Origin of the sequence: Ancylobacter sp. 3268, assembly GCF_031456575.1 — a bacterium.
Taxonomy (GTDB): Bacteria; Pseudomonadota; Alphaproteobacteria; order Rhizobiales; family Xanthobacteraceae; genus Ancylobacter.
In genome coordinates, this window is record NZ_JAVDUX010000014.1 from 120312 (window position 1) to 135801 (window position 15490).

Below are 15490 nucleotides of genomic sequence, written 5' to 3' on the forward strand. Positions count from 1 at the left end.
GGGGTCAGGGGCCGCCGGGCGGCCATGTTGCGTAGGCGCCGCGTCATGAACTCTTCGCATCGGCCGGTCCGGACATCGCGATGGCGGCTCGTCGGACTGGCGCTTGCCGGCGTGTTCACGCCGTTCCTCGCCAGCGGCATCGGCCATCAGGACATCGCCGCGCTGTTCACCCATAATCCCGAGGTGGTGGCCAAGGCGCGCCTCGATGTGCTGCCCGGCACGTTCCGCACCCTGAAGGCCGCGACCTTCGCCTGGCCGGCGAGCCGCTCGCTGCCGCCCGGCTCGGCGATCCCGGCGCCGCCGCGGCTGCTGCCGCCGCTGGCCAATGATGTCGACCGGTCCGGCAAGGGCGACCGCCTCGCCGGCATCGACCGGTCCACCGAACCCGGCCTGCCGGAAAACCTTGCCAATGCCGGCACGGCGAGCGCCCCGCCCGCCGCCGGCAGCGGAACCGGCTCCGCCCTCGCCGCCGCAACGGCAGGCACCGGCACCGGCGCGCCCCGTGCCGGCGCGCAGCTCGCCGGGATGGGCAGCGATCCCTATGAGGCCGGCGAGGACGTCGCCGATGCCAACGACCTTGCCGCCTATTCCTCCGATGCCGGCGACCCGACCGGCGACCCGACCGAGCTGGAAAACGCCGCCGACGCCGGCGACGACGCCATTGCCGCCGGCATGGGCGAAGGCGGCATGGGCGAAAGCGGCATGGGCGAAAGCGGGCTCGCCGGCCCGGCCTATGCCGATCCCTTCGCCGCGACCGACAGGGGACTGATCGGAGCTGCCCAGGGGGCACTGCCGATCTATCGCCAGGCCAGCCTGATCTTCGGGCTGGACGGCGCGCCGGCGCAGCGCTTCCTCGGCGGCGAGGCGAACGACGACGATTCCGGCACCTCGGTCGCCGCCAAGGGCGAGGACGGCGACGAAATCGACGCCATAGACGGCGCCGAGACGCCGACGCTCGGCCGCATGGCCGGCGCCTCCCCCGCCGACCGGCTCGGCCTGGACGGCCGCCGGCGGGCGCGCGCGGAAAAATGCCTCGCCGAGGCGGTGTATTTCGAGAGCCGCGGCGAGCCGGAGCGCGGACAGATCGCGGTGGCGCAGGTGGTGATGAACCGGGTGTTCTCCGGCTATTACCCTGCCGATGTCTGTCGCGCCGTCTACCAGAACGCCCACCGCAAACTGGCCTGCCAGTTCACCTTCGCCTGTGACAATGTCCGTGACGTCGTCACCGAGCCGCAATTGTGGAAGCAGGCGCAGCGCATCGCCGCCGACATGCTGGACGGCCGCCTGTGGGACGCCCGCGTCGGACGGGCGACGCATTATCACGCCCGCTCGGTACGGCCGTTCTGGATCCGCGAGATGCGCAAGCTCGACCGCATCGGCGAGCACACCTTTTACCGGCCGCGCCGCTGGACCAGCTGAGGGCGTGGCATCCCGGCGAGCCGGCGAGGAAGCCCGCGCCAGTTTCGCGCATGTGTGAGCCGGAAGCGGCGAGAGGTACGTCCGCCGTCGCGGCCCGCCAAGGCGTGGAACCACGTGGCCCGCGCCGTGGACGAAAGGAGCTGTTCCTTCACAGCCTGGGGCGCGCGGTGAGCGCGGCCGGACCTCGCCGGCATGCCCCCGCCGGTCCGTGGACCGTGCAGGGCTCAGGCGACCAACCGGCGAGCCGGTGAAAGCCTGCGCGCCGGGCTCTGCAGCCTGCCGCCGTGGCTCCCAGCCTGATCGCCTGGACATAAATCCCGCGATCCTCCGCGAAGCGGCGCGGCGCAGGCGAGAGGGTTTTCCGCGTGACCCGCAGCAGCTTGCCGGAGAAGATCGGGCTCGGGCTGTCCCCTGCCGCGTGTGTTGCGTCCCGCGCCTCACCGCCGCACCCGCTTGCGCGACCGGCCGCTCCGGTGACGCGCCCGGTAGGCGAGCGCGGGAAAATACCGCGGGCGAGAGCAGACCGAGAAATCCGCTGCGGGGCGATGGCAGCGCAGGAGGAGCCGCGCGGGATCGAGAAGCGGAAGCGCTCGGCGCCTCCAATCACAGGCCGGAAAAGCAGAAAGCCCGGCACCAGGCCGGGCTTTCGAAAACGCAATGATCGGGAAATCCGCTCAGTTCAGCCGCGACTTGACCTCGGCGACGGCGGCGTCGAGCAGGCGATCGGCGGTCGCGCCGGTGACATTGGCCGCCAGCACCACCTCGGCCGCCTTCACCGCCGCATCGGCGGCGGCAGCCCGCACATCGGCCAGCGCCTGCGCCTCGGCATTAGCGATCTTCTGCTCCGCCATCTTGGTACGGCGGGTGATGAGATCTTCCAGCTTCGTCTTGGCTTCGGCGGCCAGGCGCTCGGCCTCCGCCTTGGCGGAGGTGATGATCGCCTCGGCCTCGGCTTCCGCCTCATGCTGCTTGCGGCGATATTCCGCCACCAGCTTCTGCGCCTCTTCCTTCAGCCGGCGCGCTTCCTCCAGCTCGGAGCGGATGCGCTCGCCGCGCGAATCGAGCTTGGCGACGATGCCGGAGAAGGCGCCATACTTCGCCAGGATCGCCATGAAGATGACGAAGGCGACCAATACCCAGAAAGTATCGCTACCCATGGCGCGTCAGCTCCCGATGGCCTTGTCGACCGCCGCTTCCACCGCCTGCGGGGCGGGGGCATCACCGGTCAGCTGGTTGACGATGGCGCCGGCCGCGTCGACGGCGATGCCGCGGACATTGGCCATGGCGCTCGTCTTGGTCGCCGCGATCGTGGCCTCGGCGGCAGCGAGCTTGGTCGCCAGCTCGGCCTCGAGCGCCTTGCGGCTGGCATCGGCTTCCGCCGCCAGCTTGTCGCGGGTGCTGCTGGCGATCGAGGTGGCCTTGCCGCGCGCGCCGACCAGCGCCTGCTCATAGGCCTTGGCCGCCGCCTCGCTCTCCGCCTTCAGCTTGCCGGCCTCCTCGATATCGTCGGCGATGCGATCGTGACGCTCTTCGAGGATGTTGGCGATGCGCGGCAGCGCGATCCGGCTCATCAGCAGATAGAGGCCGACGAAAGCGATCGCCAGCCAGATGAGCTGCGAGGGAAACGTCGTTGCGTCGAAGGGCGGGAATCCGGCGCCATGGGCTTCCGCGGGGGGCACGCCGATCTCCACGCCACTATGGGTGCCCGTTCCGGGCGCGGGCGCCTCGGCGGCCCCCCCAGATTGGGCGATGATGAAGGTACCGGCCGGACCGTGGGTCTCGGACATGGTGCGGGCTTCCTCGATCGATAGGGCAAAGCGGGCGCGCCATCAAGGCACGCCCGCTGCCACAAGTCAGGACGTCAGACCACGAACAGCAGGACGAGGGCGACGACGAGCGAGAAGATGCCCAGACCTTCGGCAAGCGCCGCGCCGATGAAGGCGCGGGCGAATTGGCCATCGGCCGCCGACGGGTTGCGCAGGGCGCCCGAGAGGAAGTTGCCGAAGATGTTACCGACGCCGATACCGGCGAGGCCCATGCCGAGGCAGGCGAGACCAGCGCCGAGGAACTTGGCGGCATCCGCTTCCATGATCTTCTCCTATTGAATTCGCAAGATTGAGTTGAAGGGTATGAAGGTGTCCCGCGAGCGCGCCGATCAGTGGCCCGGATGCAGCGCGTCGTTGAGATAGATGCAGGTCAGCACCGCAAAGACGTAGGCCTGCAGGAAAGCGACCAGGAATTCGAGCGCGGTGAGCGCGACGACCATGGCAAGGGGCAGCACCGCGCCGAGGAAGCCGGCAAAGCCACCCGCGGTCATCATCACGATGAAGCCGGCGAACACCTTCATGGCGATGTGGCCGGCGAGCATGTTGGCGAACAGACGCAGCGACAGGCTGATCGGGCGCGACAGGAAGGAGATGACCTCGATCACCACCATGAACGGCAGCAGGAAGGCCGGCACGCCCGAGGGCACGAAGAGGTGCAGGAAATGCGTGCCGTGGCGGACGAAGCCGTAAATGATCACGGTGCCGATCACCACCAGCGCCAGCGCGGCGGTGACGATGAGATGGCTGGTGACCGTGAAGGCATAGGGGATCATGCCGACGAAATTGGCGACCAGCACGAACATGAACAGCGAGAAGACGAGGGGGAAGAACTTCATCCCCTCATTGCCGGTCGTGGTGCGTACCGTGGAGGCGACGAACTCGTAGGAGAGCTCGGCCAGCGACTGCAGCCGCCCGGGCACCAGCGTGCGCCCGCGGGTGGCATAGGTCAGGAAGAAGAAGATGACGGCAACGATGCCGAACATGAAGGCGGCGGAATTGGTGAAACCGAGATGGACGCCGCCCGGCGCCCCCAGATCCACGATATTGAAGATCTGGAACTGGTGGATCGGATCGATCTCGACTGCCATCGCCGGTCGCTGCCCTCGTCCCGCGCCGCCTCACGATGAAGCGCGCGCCCTGCCTGACCGCACCGCCCGGACGGGCGGCACGCATGAATTGACCGATCCGAAGCGATGCCGGCGACCACAGCCGCCCCAACCCTCCAGGCGCCGCCCAGGGCGGCGACTTCGTCACCTTTGCGCCACCTTCCGGCAGCAGGCTAGACCCGCACGCCATGCCATGGCGGGATCCCGGCCCGGGCACCGCGCTGCGGCGCCCGTTCATTCACGCGCCGCCGAAGGGCGACGAAACCAAAATCCTACACGCCGCCTTTCGGCGGCTTGTTGCGGCCGAACTCGCCGGCCGCCCGCATCATGTTCACCACGCTGGCGCCGAAGCCGAGCAGCAGGAACACGATCATCCCCCACGGCGCGATGCCGAAGAGATAGTCGATGCCCCAGCCAAGGCCGGCACCGACCAGAACCCCGGACACGAACTCCGCACCCAGCCGGAAGGCAAGCGCCATGCCGGATGCCGTGGAGGTCGGGTCCGCCTTCGGAGCCGCCCCCTCCGCCCTGCGCTCGGCCTGCACCCGCTGGAGTGCCGAACCGAGACCGCGAAGCCGGCCGGAGAGCTCGGAATCGGAGGGATCCGGCTTGCCCGCGCCGCCCTGGCCGTCCGTTTTTTCCCGGTCGTCCATGATCCGTGCCCAGCCTTGACCGGAGAAGGTTTCCCTACCCCCGAAACCGGGCGCACCATAGTGTTCGCTCCAAGGGGTGTCAAGGAGCCGTTCACATCTTTTAAGTCATTGAAAAGGATGGATAAAATTCAGAAAGGGACGCCTTGTCGCAGGTGTTTTGCACGCCTGTCCGCACCAAGGGAAGCTGTCGGCTGTGTTTTTGGCATGCCAGAGACTCGGGTTTTGGCATGCCAGACTTCGTCGCCGGCGCCGCGGCTGTCGCTTGCGCTGCGTCAACCGGCCTCGCGAAAACTCTCCGCCGTAGCGAGGTCGACCGAGACCAGTCGGGAAATGCCGCGCTCGGCCATGGTGACGCCGAACAGCCGGTTCATCCGGCTCATGGTGATCGGATTGTGGGTGATGGTGACGAATCGGGTCTGGGTGAGGCGCCGCATCTCGTCGAGCAGGTTGCAGAAGCGCTCGACATTGGCATCGTCCAGCGGCGCATCCACCTCGTCGAGCACGCAGATCGGCGACGGGTTGGTGAGGAACACCGCGAAGATGAGCGCCATGGCGGTCAGCGCCTGTTCGCCGCCCGACAGCAGCGACAGCGATTGCGGCTTCTTGCCCGGCGGCTTGGCGACGATATCGAGGCCCGCCTCCAGCGGATCTTCCGAATCGGTGAGAATCAGCTGCGCCTCGCCGCCGCCGAACAGCGTGCCGAACAGCTGGCGGAAATGCCCGTCCACCACCGCGAAGGAGGCGTTGAGCCGCTCGCGCGCCTCGCGGTTGAGGCCGGCTATGCCCTGGCGCAGCCGCTTGATCGCCTCGGTGAGGTCGTCGCGCTCGGCGGCGAGCCCCTGCTGCTGCGTCTCGACCTCGGCGAGTTCCTCCTCGGCGCGCAGATTGACCGCGCCGAGCCGTTCGCGCTCGCGCTTCAGCCGGTCCAGCTCGGCCTCCACCGCCTGCGGGTCGGGCAGGGCTTCCGGCGAATCGGCCGCGATGCCGGCGATCTGCCGGGCGCTCTCCGGCGGCCCGTCCAGCGTATCGGCGATCTCGCGGATGAGGTCCTCGCGGCGCTGGCGCGCGCCCTCCAGCCGCGTCTCGGCGCGGGCCGAGGCTTCGCGCGCCGTGGCGAGGGCATCGAGCGCCGCCCGGGCCTCCTGCTCGGCCTGACGGCCGGCGGCCTCGGCGGCGGCGAGGACATCGGACGCCTCGCGGCGCGCGGCCTCGGCGCGCGCGATGGCCGAGAGCAAGTCGCGGCGGCGGGCGGCGAAGACGGCGGGCGCCGCGTCGAGCTCGGCGCGCTCGATGGCGGCTTCCTCGCGGCGCTCCTCGATGGCGGCGACCCGCTCGCCGGTCCCGGCGGCACGGGCCTTCCACGATTCCCGGTCATGAGCGAGGATGCCGAGCCGGCGCTGGCGCTGGTCGCGCTCGCGGATCAGGCCCTCGGCGACGGAGCGGGCCTCGGCCAGCTCCGCACGATGCTGGGCGACGGCAAGGCGTGCTTCGGCCAGCCGCGCCTCCGCCGCGCCGGAGGGCGGCAGCGACGCCAGAGCCTCCCGCGCTGCCTCCAGCGCGATGGCGCGGTGCTCGCGCTCGGCCTCGGCACGCTCCAGATTGGCATCGAGCGCCGCCTTGCGGGCCGCCCGCTCGGCACCCGCCCGTTCGGCGCGGGCATAGTCCTCGCGCGCAGTCTCCATGGCACGCAGCGCCGCGCGGCGGGCCTCGCGGGCGTGCCCCTCCCTCGAGCCGGCGGCGCGCAGCGCCTGCTCGGCGGCGGTGAGCGCGGCGCGATGGGTGGCGACTTCGGCGCGGGCGGCGGCGAGCTGGGCGGCGAGATCGGCCAGCCGGTTGCGCTCGGCGAGCCGGCGCGCGGCCGCCGTGGGGGCATCGGCGGCGGCGGCGAAGCCGTCCCAGCGCCACAGATCGCCTTCGCGGGAGACGAGACGCTGGCCGGGCGCGAGACGGGCGAGAAGGCCCGGCCCATCCGCCCGCGCGACCACGCCGATCTGCGCCAGCCGGCGCGCCAGCACCGCCGGCGCCTCGACATGATCGGCAAGCGGCACCACGCCCGGCGGCAGCGCCGGATCGAGGGGGCGGGGCGGCGCCAATGGCAGTTCGCCCTGCCCGGTCGGCGACCACCGCACCGGCGCCTCGCCGGCCGCGGCGAAATCGACGGCCGGCGCATCGAGGTCATCGCCGAGCGCGGCGCCGAGCGCCGCCTCATAGCCGCGCGCCACCGTGATCTGGTCGAGCACCGGCGGGAAGCGCTTGGGGGTGCCGATATCGAGCAGCTTCATCAGCGTGCGCTGCTCGGTGTCGAGCCGCTGCGCCGTACGCTCGGCCTCGGCAAGCGGGCGGCGGGCATGGTCCAGCGCGGCGCGCGCCTCGACATGCACCGCCTCCACCTCGTTGGCCAGCGCCTCGGCCTCGGCGAAGGCTTCCTGCGCCGCCTCGGCGGCGGCGCGGCGCTCCTCCAGCCGGTCGGCGCCGGCGGTGGCCGCGAGGCCGCGGGCCTGCTCGGCAAGCTGTGCCAGCTCGCGGTCGAGCCGGGCGAGGCGATCGGTCTCCTCGCGCAACGCCCGCTCGGCAGCGGCACGGCGGGCGGCGCCCTCGGCACTGGCGGCGGTGGCCTCGCTGAAGGCGGCCTCGGCAATGGCGAGCGCCTCCTCGGCGATCACCCGCGCCTCCTGCGCGGCTTCCAGCATCTCGACCGATCCGGCTTCGACCTCGCCGAGTGCCGCGGCCTCCTCGGCAAGCCGCGCCAGCATGCCCTCGGCATCCGCCGCCAGCGCCGCCTCGCGCTGCAGGTCGCCGGCCAGCTGGGCGAGCCGGCGGTCGAGCTCGGCGAGGCGGGCACTGGCGCGCGCCTCCTCGCCATCGAGTTCGCCGCGCGCCAAGGTAAGGCGTTGCAGGGCGGCGGCGGCGGCGGCATCCGCCTCGCGCAGCGCCGGCAGGCCATGCGCGGCGACGGCGGCGGCGCGGGCGGCCTCGCCCTGCGCCAGCGTGGCGGCGGCAACCTCGCGCACCGCGAGGTCGAGGGTGCGGCTGGCCTCGGCAAGGGTAGCGGCGGCCTCCGACCAGCGCAGCCACAGCAACGCCGCTTCCGCCTTGCGGATGTCGCCGGAGACGGCGCGGTAGCGGCTGGCCTGCCGCGACTGGCGGCGCAGCGCCTCGAGCTGGGTGCCGATCTGGCCGATGACGTCTTCCAACCGGGCGAGGTTCGCTTCGGCGGCGCGCAGCCGCATCTCGGCCTCGTGGCGGCGCGCGTGCAGGCCGGCGACGCCGGCGGCCTCCTCGAGGATGCGGCGGCGGGCCGTGGGCTTGGAGCCGACGATCTCGCCGATCTGCCCCTGCCGCACCATGGAAGGCGAGCGCGAACCGGAGGAGGCATCGGCGAACAGGATCTGCACGTCGCGGGCGCGCACCTCGCGGCCGTTGACGCGGTAGGAGGAACCGGCCTCGCGCTCGATGCGCCGCGACACTTCCAGCCGGTCGGCATCGTTGAAGATCGCCGGCGCGGTGCGGTCCTCGTTCTCGATGACCAGCATCACCTCGGCGGTGTTGCGCGCCGGACGGGTGGTGGTGCCGCCGAAGATGACGTCGTCCATCCCCTCGGCGCGCATCGCCTTGTAGGAATTCTCGCCCATCACCCAGCGCAGCGCCTCGACGAGATTCGACTTGCCGCAGCCGTTCGGGCCCACGACGCCGGTGAGGCCGGGCTCGATGAGCAGCTCGGTCGGCTCGACGAAGGTCTTGAAGCCGAGAAGGCGCAGCCGGGTGAATTTCATGCCCTCAGGGTGCGGCCGGCGAGACACAAGTTCAAGTGGCGGCGGGGGCTCGATCCACGACATGTTGGGGATCATGCCGGGTTGCGGCCTCAAACAGGCGGATCCGGCGCGTGCTCGGAAGGTGCCGGAATACTTTGAACCATGCACCCGGGCCGGCGGCGCCCGCGTGGCCCCGCCGCCGACGTGCGTGAAATGTCAGCCCTCCTGACCGAAAGGCCAATTGCCCCGAGGCGGGTTCTGCCAGCAAACTCGCTTCCAGCAGCCGATCCTGTCGCATTCCCTTGCCATGGAGACAGAGCATGCGCCTTCCCGTGGTCGATACCTTCGATATGCGCATCCTCCGGGAATTGCAGCAGGACGGGCGGCTGACCAATGCCGAACTCTCCGAGCGCATCGGCCTGTCGCCCTCGCCCTGCCTGCGGCGCACGCGGCGCCTGGAGGAAGAAGGCCTGATCGCCGGCTACCAGGCCCGGCTCGACGCCTCCCGGCTCGGCCTTGGCGTGCTCGCCTTCATCCAGGTGCATCTGGAACGCCAGGTGGAGGAGGCGGCGCGGGATTTCGAGGCGGCGGTGCTGAACCGGCCGGAAGTGATCGCCTGCTACAGCGTCACCGGCGACAGCGACTATCTGCTGCATGTGGTCTGCGAGGATCTCGACGGCTTCGCCCACTTCGCCCATGACGTGCTGATGGGGTTGCCGGGGGTGCGCGGCGTACGCTCCTCGCTGGCGCTGAAACGGGTGAAGGAGAGCGGCACCCTGCCGCTCGGCCATCTTCGCCCCGCCCCTGCCACCGCGGATTCGCTTGCCGAAAAGATGGGCAGCGACAGCCGTGAGGCAAAAACGCGACGCTGACGGCAGAATCTGCCGCGCCTCCCGCCTTCCCCACCCGCAGAACGCAAGGACATGCCGGGCATAGGTCAATTACACTGACCTATATCGGCGCTGCGCGGCCAACCGCCCCAGCCCGGAGCTTTGCGGCATCGGCGTTTTCAAGGTGAGGAGGCAGCGTCATGGCATTCGTGGCAGACACCCTGAATCCCCTGCGTTCCGGCGCCGCGCGGCGCGGCACGCCGATGGCGCCGGCGACGCTGGCGGCGCTTGCCCTCACCGGCGCGGCGCTGCTGTGGTCCGGCAATTTCCTTGCCGGCCGCATGGCCGCCGACATCCTGCCGCCCGCCACCTTCTCCGCCGCGCGCTGGGCGTTCGCGCTGCTGCTGCTGCTACCCTTCACCTTCCGCGAGATCCGCGCCAATGCCGGCGCGCTGAGGCGCCGCTGGCCGCTGTGGATGGCGGCCGGCGTGCTCAACATCGCAGTCTTCACCGTGCTGATCTATGCCGGCCTCGCCCATACCAGCCTGGTCAACGGCTCGATCATCGGCTCGGCGGCACCGATCCTGGTCGGCCTGCTCGGCTGGCTGATGCTGCGCGAGCGCACCACCGCACGGGCGCGGCTGGCGCTGGGCGTCTCCACCCTCGGCGTCGCGCTGATCGTCACCCGCGGCGACATCCGCAACCTCACCGGCCTCGCGCTCAATCCCGGCGATCTCGTGCTGTTCGGCGGCATCAGCGCCTTCGCGCTCTATGCGGTGCTGCTGAAGCGCTTTCCCGGCGGGCTGTCCGCCGCCGCCGCGCTGGCGGTATCGATCCCCTTCGGCCTCGCCGCGCTGGCACCCTTCGCCGCCATCGAGATGGCGCAAGGCGGCCTCGGCACCGCCCATGCCGGCGAGGCGGCGCTGCTCATCGCCTATACCGCGATCTTTCCCACCATCGGCTTCGTGCTGTGGGCGCGCGGCGTCGCGGTGCTGGGCCCGACCCGCGCCGGCCAGTTCCTGCAGCTGATGCCGGTATTCGGCGCGGGGCTGGCGGTCGGCCTGCTCGGCGAGAGCCTGCATATCTATCACCTCGCCGGGCTTGCCCTGGTCGCCGCCGGCCTCGCGCTGCGCGACAAGCGGGTAGCGGCCTGAAATTCGCCGCAAGCTGAGTTTAGTGGCCGGCTACGCTTCCCAGGGTAACAGCCGCCATGAACGATCTCCCCTCGCCTGCCACCCAGGCGGAACCTCCCAAGCCGAGCATCGATCTTGGCGCCGTGCAGAGCCTGCGCAAGCTGGCGCTGTTTGTGATCGGCGCGCTGGCGGTGATCGTGCTGCTCACCGGCCACTCGGTGTGGCCCGACACGGTCGAGGCCGGGCTGCACGAGAACATCGAGACGGTGGGCCTCGCCCTGCTCTTCCTGGCGATCGCCGGCCGCACCTGGTGCTCGCTCTATATCAGCGGCCGCAAGAAGTCGGAGGTGGTGGCGCTCGGCCCCTATTCGATCAGCCGCAACCCGCTCTACGTGTTCTCCTTCATCGGCGCCGCCGGCGCCGGTGCCCAGTTCGGCAGCGTCACCGCTGCCTTGGCCGCCGCGCTGCTCACATGGGTGGTGTTCTCCATCGTGGTGCGCAAGGAAGAACGCTTCCTCACCGAGCGCTTCGGCGAGACCTATCTCGCCTACAAGGCGCGGGTGCCCCGCTTCTGGCCGAATTTCCGTCTGTGGCGCAACGTCGACACGCTGGAGATCCGCCCGCGCATGGTGGTGCAGACCTTTATCGACGCCTGCGTGTTCCTCGCCGCCATTCCGCTCGCCGAGGGCATCGAGATGGCGCAGGCCGCCGGCTGGCTGCCGGTGCTGTGGCTGGTGCCCTAGCCGCCGCCGAGACCTAGCCGCCACCGAGACCTAGCCGCTGTCAAGACCCTGGGGCGGGCGTAGCCGCGCCAGACCTTACCGGCCGGACGATCAAGGCCGGGCGCCAGCAGGGCAAAAGCGCAGCCGATGGCGACATCGACGCGGCAGCGCCGGCCCGCCCGTATCGCGCGTGACGGCGAGAATGCCGGTGATCATGGCATAGATCCGCCAGACATCGACGCAACGGTCGGCGCGACGGTGATCGGCGCCATCACCGGCGGGCGACGCGAATCGGGCGGGCGGGCGGCAAGGCCTTCGGCGTGCCGAGGCAAGGTGGTTGCGCCCCCATGGCCTCCACTTGCGTCAAATCCAATCGGAACCCTTTACCCGCTCTTTACCGTGAACAGCGGACATTGTGGACGCGTGCTGTTGCGTTCCAGTCTGCGTTCAAGCGTCGGGTGCCGTTCCATGAAAGTCGTGCCGAAGGTCGAGGCCGTCGAGGCCCTCTCCCGCCTCGCCTCCCGCTCCGCTCCCCGCGCCCCGCGGGTGGCGACACCCGACGCCCTCCCGCTCGACACCATCCTGCGCGGCGATTGCGTCGCGGAACTGTCGCGGCTGCCGGCGCAGTCGGTAGACCTCGTCTTCGCCGATCCGCCGTACAATCTTCAGCTCCAGGGCGAGCTGAGGCGCCCGGACGAGAGCCGGGTCGACGCCGTCGACGACGCCTGGGACCAGTTCGAGAGCTTCCAGGCCTATGACGCCTTCACCCGCGCCTGGCTGCTGGCGGTGCGCCGGGTGCTGAAGCCCAACGGCTCGCTATGGGTGATCGGCTCCTATCACAACATCTTCCGCGTCGGCACGATGCTGCAGGATCTCGATTTCTGGATCCTCAACGACATCGTCTGGCGCAAGACCAACCCGATGCCGAATTTCCGCGGCCGTCGCTTCACCAATGCGCATGAGACGCTGATCTGGGCGGCGCGGGAGCCGAACGCCAAGGGCTACACCTTCAATTACGAGGCGATGAAGGCGGCCAACGAGGACGTGCAGATGCGCTCGGACTGGCTGTTCCCGATCTGCTCCGGCGGCGAGCGGCTGAAGGACGAGGACGGCCGGAAGCTGCACCCGACCCAGAAGCCGGAAGCGCTGATCGCCCGTATCCTGCTGGCCGCCTCCAAGCCCGGCGACGTGGTGCTCGACCCGTTCCTGGGCTCCGGCACCACCGCGGCGGTGGCCAAGAAGCTGCGCCGCCACTTCATCGGCATCGAACGCGACCGCAGCTACGCCGAGGCGGCGCAGGCGCGGGTCGATGCGACGCTGCCGCTTCCCGAGGCCGCGCTCGCCCCCGCCCCGTCGGCGCGTGAAGCCCCCCGCATCGCCTTCGCCTCGCTGGTGGAGCGCGGGCTGGTGACGCCCGGCACGCTGCTCACCGATGCGCGGGCGCAGGTGAAGGCGCTGGTGCGCGCCGATGGCACGCTGTCGCTGGAGACCGCGCCCGGCCTCGGCACCGTCGGCTCCATCCACCGCGCCGGTGCGGTGGCGCAGGGCGCCGGCGCCTGCAATGGCTGGACCTACTGGCACATCGAGACCGGCGAGGGGCTGGTGCCGATCGACCGGCTGCGCGCCGTGGTGCGCTCGGAAATGGCGATGGCCGCCGAATAGGCCGCCGAATAGGCCGTCGAGGGCGTCACCGCCCCAGACACTGGCGCAAGACAGCCGGCGCAGGCGGATTGCCGAGCCGGAGCGGCCGCGGGTAAAGTCCGCGCGCCGGCTCGCTTCGCGGCCCGCGAGCGGCTGCACCGGCGCGCGGCCGCGCGATGAAGGCGACATGATCACGCTCTACGAACAGCCGGATTCCGGCAATTGCTACAAGGTGCGGCTGGTGGCGGCGCATACTGGCCGGCCGCTGAAGCGGGTGACGGTGTCCTCGCGCGACGGCTCGACTCGCACGCCGGAATTCCTCGCCCGCAATCCCATCGGCAAGGTGCCGGCGGTGGAGCTGGAGGACGGCCGCTTCCTCGCCGAATCCGACGCCATCCTGCTGCATCTGGCCGAGGGCACGCCGCTGATCCGGCCGACGCCTATGACCGCGCCAAGGCCTATGAATGGCTGTTCTTCGAGCAGTACAGCCACGAGCCGGCCATCGCTGTGCGCCGGGCGCTGTTCATCTATGAGGAGCGCCGGGCGCTGGCGACGCCGGAACGGCTCGCCCAGCTGCTCGAGGCCGGCAATAAGGCGCTCGCGGTGATGGAGGCGCGGCTGGCGACCCATGACTGGCTGGCCGGGGACCGCTTCAGCGTCGCCGACATCGCGCTCTATGCCTACACCCATACGGCGGAGCAAGGCGGCTACGATCTCGGTCGCTTTCCCGGCATCCAGGCATGGCTCGCCCGCGTCGCCGCGCTGCCCGGCCATGTCGGGCTGCTGGACTGACGCCACGCCGCGCCGGCGCCGACCACCGGCCAGATGGAGCGCAGGTCGGGCCATCGCCTGCCCCAAGAGCCGGCCCGGAAGGTCCGGCCCGCGGAATGCCCCTCCAGAGCTTGGCACTCAAAGGAAAAGGCCGCTCATGGCGGCCTTTTCCTCACTCGCGGGGTATCTCCGGCTTAGTGATGGCCGGCCTTCTTTGCCGCGTCCTTCGCCTTGCCCATGGCTTTCTGGGCTTCGCCCTTCATCTCCTGGCCCTTGCCTTCGGCCTCGAGCTTCTTCGAGCCTGCCATCTTGCCGGCGGCCTGTTTGACATGGCCCATCGCCTCGTTGGCGTGGCCCTTGCCCTTGTCCATCGCGCTACCCATGGTCATGGTCTCCTGACTGCCCGCAACCCGTGCGAGCCGAGCCTATAACGCGCGGCAGGCGACAAGGGTCCATCGGGCAGGCGAGAATCAGTCGATATACCGCAATACCTTGACCATCACGCTGGGAAAGGCCTCCGCGCCGAAGCCCGCCGGCACCACCCACCGATGACCGGCGGGAGCGGGCGTCGTCGCCGGCAGGCGCGCCCGCCAGACCGCCAGTTCCAGCGCGAAATGGCTAAACACATGGCCGACCGTGGCATTGAGCGCCTGCCACTGCGCCTCCAAAGGCGCATGCGCGGCGGGGTTGGCCGGGTCGGCCTGCTCCCATGGCGTCGAGGGCACCTCGCTCATGCCGCCGAGCAGGCCCTTTTCCGGCCGGGTGCGCACCAGCACCGCCCCATCCGCCCGCAGCGCGAGGAAGGCGACGCCGCGCCGCGTCGGCCGCGCCGCCTTGGCGGCCTTGACCGGATAGGCCTCGGGAGTGCCCTGCGCCTGCGCGACGCAGTCCGCTCGCCAGGGACAGAGGATGCAGGCCGGCTTGCGCGGCGTGCACACGGTGGCACCGAGATCCATCATCGCCTGTGCGAAATCGCCGAAGCGGGCGTCGGGCAGCAGCGTCTCGGCCAGCGCGCGCAGCTGCTTCCGCGCCTTGGGCAGCGCTTCCTCGACGGCGAACAGGCGGGCGACGACCCGCTCCCAATTGCCGTCCACCGGCGCCGCCCGGCGTTCATGGGCTATGGAGGCAATGGCGGCAGCGGTATAGGGGCCGATGCCCGGCAGGGCGAGCAGGCCGGCTTCGGTATCGGGAAAGGCGCCGCCATGCGCATCGGCAACCGCCTTCGCGCAGGCGTGAAGGTTGCGGGCACGGGCGTAGTAGCCGAGCCCGGCCCAGGCGGAGAGTACCTCCTCCAGCCTCGCCCGCGCCAGTGCCTCGACCGAAGGCCAGCGGGCGAGAAAGGCGGCGTAATAGGGTTGCACCGTCACCACGGTGGTCTGCTGCAGCATGATCTCCGACAGGAACACCTTGTAGGAATGCTGCCGGGTGCCGGCTGGCGCCCGCCAGGGCAATTCGCGGCGATGCCGGTCATACCAGGCCAGCAGGGCGCGGGGATCGGGCCGGGAGGCGGACGATCCGGAGGTCGACGGTCCGGCCGGTGCCGGCTTTGTCGCCGGGCGAACGGATGCTAGGCTCGCGCGTGCGGGCATGGAACGGTGTGCCGGCTCCCTTGTCTGTGCGGCCCAAGGTGGGCGCAC

Annotated in this window: 13 protein-coding genes and 1 pseudogene; 6 read left to right on the forward strand and 8 right to left on the reverse strand. The window is 70.5% G+C overall.

The features are described from left to right. Positions 1 to 45 precede the first annotated feature (45 nt). Positions 46 to 1419, forward strand: a complete 1374-nt coding sequence (locus J2X65_RS19465) for a cell wall hydrolase (protein WP_310204425.1) — start codon at positions 46 to 48, stop codon at positions 1417 to 1419. Between the two features lie 674 nt (positions 1420 to 2093). Here J2X65_RS19465 and J2X65_RS19470 read toward each other — a convergent pair. The 6 genes from J2X65_RS19470 to smc all read right to left on the reverse strand — a co-directional run bounded on the left by J2X65_RS19470 (position 2094) and on the right by smc (position 8777). Beyond that, positions 2094 to 2576 (reverse strand): ATP F0F1 synthase subunit B, encoded by a 483-nt coding sequence (locus J2X65_RS19470; RefSeq protein ID WP_310204428.1) that lies wholly within the window; start codon positions 2574 to 2576, stop codon positions 2094 to 2096. A 6-nt stretch (positions 2577 to 2582) separates the two neighbouring features. Next, positions 2583 to 3170 carry a F0F1 ATP synthase subunit B gene (locus J2X65_RS19475; RefSeq protein WP_310204619.1) on the reverse strand — a complete coding sequence of 196 codons (588 nt, stop codon included), beginning with the start codon at positions 3168 to 3170 and terminating at the stop codon, positions 2583 to 2585. A gap of 110 nt (positions 3171 to 3280) precedes the next feature. Further along, positions 3281 to 3508 (reverse strand): F0F1 ATP synthase subunit C, encoded by a 228-nt coding sequence (locus J2X65_RS19480; protein ID WP_213365088.1) that lies wholly within the window; start codon positions 3506 to 3508, stop codon positions 3281 to 3283. A gap of 66 nt (positions 3509 to 3574) precedes the next feature. Further along, entirely contained in the window at positions 3575 to 4333 is a 759-nt protein-coding gene (locus J2X65_RS19485; protein ID WP_310204431.1) for a F0F1 ATP synthase subunit A, read from the reverse strand. Positions 4334 to 4623: 290 nt separating this feature from the next. Further along, the gene (locus J2X65_RS19490; protein ID WP_310204435.1) at positions 4624 to 5004 is read right to left on the reverse strand and encodes an AtpZ/AtpI family protein; all 381 of its coding nucleotides are present in this window, start codon (positions 5002 to 5004) and stop codon (positions 4624 to 4626) included. Positions 5005 to 5276: 272 nt separating this feature from the next. Then, entirely contained in the window at positions 5277 to 8777 is a 3501-nt protein-coding gene (smc, locus tag J2X65_RS19495) for a chromosome segregation protein SMC (protein ID WP_310204438.1), read from the reverse strand. A 299-nt stretch (positions 8778 to 9076) separates the two neighbouring features. On the opposite strand from smc, the gene J2X65_RS19500 reads away from it, so the two are divergent. From J2X65_RS19500 to J2X65_RS19520, 5 genes and pseudogenes are all read left to right on the forward strand, one after another. Continuing rightward, positions 9077 to 9628, forward strand: coding sequence for an Lrp/AsnC family transcriptional regulator (locus J2X65_RS19500; protein WP_310204441.1), 552 nt, complete (start codon positions 9077 to 9079; stop codon positions 9626 to 9628). 158 nt (positions 9629 to 9786) lie between these two features. After that, a complete protein-coding gene (locus J2X65_RS19505) occupies positions 9787 to 10740 on the forward strand; it encodes a DMT family transporter (RefSeq protein WP_310204444.1) in 954 nt (317 codons plus the stop codon). 56 nt (positions 10741 to 10796) lie between these two features. After that, positions 10797 to 11462, forward strand: coding sequence for an isoprenylcysteine carboxylmethyltransferase family protein (locus J2X65_RS19510; protein ID WP_310204447.1), 666 nt, complete (start codon positions 10797 to 10799; stop codon positions 11460 to 11462). Between the two features lie 447 nt (positions 11463 to 11909). Beyond that, on the forward strand, positions 11910 to 13103 hold the full coding sequence (locus J2X65_RS19515) for a site-specific DNA-methyltransferase (protein WP_310204450.1): 1194 nt from the start codon (positions 11910 to 11912) through the stop codon (positions 13101 to 13103). 166 nt (positions 13104 to 13269) lie between these two features. Next, positions 13270 to 13874 (forward strand): annotated as a pseudogene (locus tag J2X65_RS19520) (glutathione S-transferase family protein). A 173-nt stretch (positions 13875 to 14047) separates the two neighbouring features. Here J2X65_RS19520 and J2X65_RS19525 read toward each other — a convergent pair. Together J2X65_RS19525 and mutY are read right to left on the reverse strand one after the other, a co-directional pair. Beyond that, positions 14048 to 14224 (reverse strand): CsbD family protein, encoded by a 177-nt coding sequence (locus J2X65_RS19525; protein ID WP_404977760.1) that lies wholly within the window; start codon positions 14222 to 14224, stop codon positions 14048 to 14050. Positions 14225 to 14323: 99 nt separating this feature from the next. Then, positions 14324 to 15442: an A/G-specific adenine glycosylase gene (gene mutY / locus J2X65_RS19530; RefSeq protein WP_310204458.1), complete on the reverse strand. Its 1119-nt coding sequence runs from the start codon at positions 15440 to 15442 to the stop codon at positions 14324 to 14326. Positions 15443 to 15490: the final 48 nt, after the last annotated feature.